Origin of the sequence: Methylibium sp., assembly GCF_031393925.1 — a bacterium.
Classification (GTDB): domain Bacteria; phylum Pseudomonadota; class Gammaproteobacteria; order Burkholderiales; family Burkholderiaceae_C; genus Methylibium.
Window position 1 is genome coordinate 1 of sequence record NZ_JANMWL010000235.1, and the last position, 4,203, is coordinate 4,203.

3 protein-coding genes are annotated in these 4,203 nt (G+C 70.7%); 1 reads left to right on the top strand and 2 read right to left on the bottom strand.

Annotated features, from left to right (window positions below; all coding sequences use genetic code 11):
• Positions 1–269, bottom strand: a 269-nt coding sequence (locus tag RMO12_RS12350) for a PRC-barrel domain-containing protein (RefSeq protein ID WP_309639521.1), incomplete at its 3' end; no start/stop codon positions are given.
• Positions 270–378: 109 nt separating this feature from the next.
• Between RMO12_RS12350 and RMO12_RS12355 the strand changes: the two genes are divergently transcribed.
• A complete protein-coding gene (locus RMO12_RS12355; protein WP_309639522.1) occupies positions 379–3,447 on the top strand; it encodes an ATP-binding protein in 3,069 nt (1,022 codons plus the stop codon).
• Positions 3,448–3,477: 30 nt separating this feature from the next.
• On the opposite strand, the gene RMO12_RS12360 is transcribed toward RMO12_RS12355, so the two are convergent.
• Positions 3,478–3,951 carry a hypothetical protein gene (locus RMO12_RS12360; protein ID WP_309639523.1) on the bottom strand — a complete coding sequence of 158 codons (474 nt, stop codon included), beginning with the start codon at positions 3,949–3,951 and terminating at the stop codon, positions 3,478–3,480.
• Positions 3,952–4,203: the final 252 nt, after the last annotated feature.

Here is a 4,203-nt window from a genome sequence, read left to right on the forward strand (position 1 = left end):
AGTGTGAGCGCCTTCCAGGGCAGCGCGAACAGCCGCTCGCCCATGCCCATGAAGCCGCCCGAGGCCATCACCGCGTAGGCGATGCAACCGCGCTGCAGATCGATCATGAAGTCGCTGACGTTGCCCAGCGTCTCGTCCTTCAGGTTCACGATGCGTCCGCCGGTGATGAGGCTGCTGAAGGCCGCGAGCCGCGGCCCCGGGCCAGGGCCGACCTGCAGCACGGACATCGCGTCGGTGGGGCTGGTTTTGTCGGGGCGGGCACGATTCATCGCCACGTTTCCTGCTTCATGAACATGGATTCAGCAAACGGTGTGCCCGTACGCGCCTGCCCCGGACCGGACTTGACGCGCGGTAGATGGCGGCTACCCTCGCCCGACCATGCGAATGCTTGCCGCCCTGCACCAGCGCCTTGGCACCTTCGCCCACCGCCTGGCCGAACGAGGCGAGGCACTCACGGCCCGCCTGCCGTGGCCCCACGCCACGCTGCGCACCTATTTGGTTGCCGCGATGCTGCTGGCCACCGTGCCGATCGCGCTGTTGATGGCGTGGCAGATCGCCAGCGACCTGCTGACGCAGCAGCGGCGCACCGAAACCTCGCTACAGCGCGCGGCGGCCGCGCTGGCGCGGGAGGTCGAGCGCGAGCTGGTGTCGTCGATCGACACCTTGGCGATCCTGGCGCAGTTCGACTCGATTCAGCGCAACGACGTGGCGGGCTTCAAGCAGGCCTTGCTCGCGCGCTCGCTCTTGCGCGCGAGCTGGGACACCGCCTACCTGATCGACCTCGACGGCGCGGTGGTGTTCGACACCGCCGCGCCCGACGCCCGGCTCGGCGAGCGGCGCGCCGCCACGCCACTGTTTCGGCGCGTGCTGGAGCAAGGCAGGCCGCAGGTGTCGGACTTGGTGGGCGACGGGCGCAGCAACGGGCCGCACCACATGAGCCGCTACGCCACCGCCATCGAGGTGCCGGTGGTGGTCGATGGCACGGTGCGCTACGTGCTGGGCGCCTGGATCAACGCCACCGTCTGGCAGGCCCTGGTGGAACGGGCCGGCCCGCCGCAGCAGGGTTTCATGAGCGTGTTTGACCGCCGCTACCGCCTGGTTGCGCGCACCCTCGCGCCGCAGCGCTTTGTCGGCAGCGCGATGCCGCCGGACGCGGCGCAGGTCATTGCCCGCTCGCCCACCGGCCTGGAGCGCATGCAGACGCTCGATGGCGGCATTTCCTACGTGGCCTGGCAGGCGGTGCCAATGGCCGGCTGGGGCGTGGCCGTGGCCTTGCGCGCCGAGCCCATCGAGGCGGCGCAGCGCGAAGCCATCGCCCGGGCCATCCTCACCGCCGCCGCCTGCCTGCTGCTCGGCGTGAGCTTGGCGCTGTGGCTCGCACGGCGCGTCAGCCAGCCGCTGCGTCGGCTCGCCACGCACGGCGCGGCGTCGCCGATGGCGCGCATTGCGGTCCACGAGATCGCGCTGCTGCGCGATGCGCTGGTGGACGCTGGCCGGCAGGACGAGCTGGCCCGCGGCCTCCTCAAGGCCAAGGCCGACGAGTTCGAGACGCTGTTTGCCAACAGTCCGATCGGCCTGGCGTTCGCACAGGACCCGCAGTGCCGCGTGGTGATGCACAACGCCGCCATGACCGCGATGCTCGGCCCGCCGCAACAAGGCATCGAGCCAGCGCACGTGGAGGTGATGCACGAGGGTCGCGCGCTGGAGCGTTCCGAACAGCCGCTGCAGCTGGCTGCCGCACGGGGCCGCACGGTCAGCGCGATGGAGCTGGAGATCCGCGTCGCCGGCCGAGCGAGCACCTTCGTCATCGCCAGCGCGGTGCCGCTGGCCGACCCGGACGGACGGCCGCGCGGCGCGCTCGGCGCGGTGGTCGACATCAGCGAGCGCAAGCTCGCCGAAGCGCGCCTGGTGGCCACCGACAACGAGCTGCGCGCCAGCCAGCGCCTGGTGGACCTGGCGCAGCAGGCCGGCCACGTGGGCTTCTTCAACTACCGTTTCGACCGCGACGAGCTGGTGTGGACGCCGGGGATGGCGCTGCTGTTCGGCGTGGAATCGGCGGCTCGGGGTGCGCCCGTGGCCAGCACGCTGGCGGCCTGGATCGGGCGCATCGACGCCGGTGATCGCACGATGGTCGAGCAGGCGCTGCGCCGCATGCTTGGCGCCGGCCAGCAGACCGAGACGCTCGAGTTCCGCGTGCCGCTGGCCAGCGGCGGCGAACGTTGGCTCTCCAGCCGCGTGCTGATGAGCTACGCGAGCGACGGCCAGCCGCTGCAGATGGTGGGCATCACGCTCGACATGACCGAGCAGAAGGCGTCGGAGCGCGAGCGCGCCGCGCTGGTCGAGCGCGAACAGGCGGCGCGCCAGACCGCCGAAGCCTCCAACCGTGCCAAGGACGAATTCCTCGCCATGCTCGGCCATGAACTGCGCAACCCGCTCTCGGCCATCACCTCGGCGGCCGAACTGCTGCACCGCGTGGAGGCCAGCGCCGAAGTCGCCAGCAGCGCGCGCGCCGTGATCACGCGCCAGACGCGGCACCTGGCGCGCCTGATGGACGACTTGCTCGATGTGGGGCGGGTCATCTCGGGAAAGATCCTGCTGTCGCGCAGCCCCGTGAACCTGGCGCTGCTGGTCGAGCGCCACGCGAGCGCGGTCGAACTCACCGGCGACGCGGCTCATCACCACGTCACCCTGGCGCTGGCCGAGGTGTGGATCGATGCCGACCCGACGCGCGTCGAGCAGATCGTCAACAACCTGCTGACCAACGCTCTCAAGTACACGCCGGCCGGCGGGCACATCGGCCTTGCCGTGCGGCGCGATGGCGACGAGGCGGTGCTCGAGGTGAGCGACACCGGCGTGGGCATTGCGGCGTCGCTGCTGCCGCGCATCTTCGATCTGTTCGTGCAGGGCGAGCGCACGCTCGACCGGCGGGCCGGCGGCCTGGGCGTGGGCCTGACCCTGGTGCGACGGCTGGTCGAGTTGCACGGCGGCAGCATCACCGCCGAAAGCTCCGACGCCGGCAGCCGGTTTCTTGTGCGCCTGCCGGCCATCGAGGCCCCCGCGTGGCAGAGCGTGCCGGTGCGCCGCTTGCGTACGCGCGAGCGGCGCGTGCTGGTGATCGAGGACAACGCCGATGCGCTGAGCACGCTCTGCGCCATGCTCGAGCTCGACGGCCACAGCGTGACCACCGCGACCGACGGCCAGGCGGGACTCGAGGCACTGCTCGCGCAGCGCCCGGATGTGGCGATCGTCGACATCGGCCTGCCCGGCCTCACCGGCTACGAAGTCGCCAAGCGCAGCCGCGCAGCCGGGCATGCGGGGCGGATGATCGCCGTGTCGGGCTACGGACAACCGCAGGACGTGAAGCATTCGCTGCAGGCGGGCTTCGACGCGCATATGGTCAAGCCGGTGGCAGCGCAGGATTTGCAGACTTTGCTGGTGCAGGAGTAGGAGCGGACGGCTCCCACTCCCGACTCGCGCTCACTCGGGACGCACCTTGTCATCGTCTTCATCGTCATCGGCCTCTTCCTCGGCTTGATCGTCCGGGCCGTCCACGCTGTCGTCGGCCACGTTGACGAGGTCGTCGACGCGTTCGGTCAGCAGCACGTCTTCGTCGTCGCCGTCCTCGCCCGCGCGGGGGTCGATGATGCGGTCGGGCGAGATGTCCGCGGCTTCGCGAGCGCCACCGTCGCCGCCGGCGCTGCGACGCTCGCCGGTGCCGGCCATGTCGCTCGCCAGGCCCGGGGCAACCGATTCGACCGAGGTCTCGGGGCGCTGGCTGTCTTCGCGCATCGCCACGTCGGCGGGCATCGCCGGGTCGTCGTCGTCCTGGAACTCGAGGCCGGCGACGTCGCTGCCGCTGTCGGAGCTGTCGCTCGGTCCGAGCGCTTCGGTGTCATGGCCGCGAGGGGTGGGGTTGTGTTCGTCGATGCCGAGCAGACTGCTGTGTCCCATGGTGTTTCCTTGCGAGCGGTGAGTCGTGGGACTCGATCAGCGGCAAGCTTCGTGCCCCGCACGGTGCGCAAGACTTCGCGCCTGAGGCTCCCCTTGCCGCAAGCGCTGCGGCAGACGCTGCGGCAAGAGCATGCAACCGCCTGACACAACGCGGGCACGTGCGTTGCCGCAGTGCAGCCATGCGTTGCGCTCGCACCGCGACTATCCAGGAGCGACGAATGAACCAGGACCGCGATCAGCCCAAGGACCCAC

Excerpts from the sequence above, each read along its gene's own strand:
- RMO12_RS12360 (WP_309639523.1), bottom strand. The coding sequence starts at position 3,951 with ATGGGACACAGCAGTCTGCTCGGCATCGACGAACACAACCCCACCCCT.
- RMO12_RS12355 (WP_309639522.1), top strand. The coding sequence starts at position 379 with ATGCGAATGCTTGCCGCCCTGCACCAGCGCCTTGGCACCTTCGCCCAC.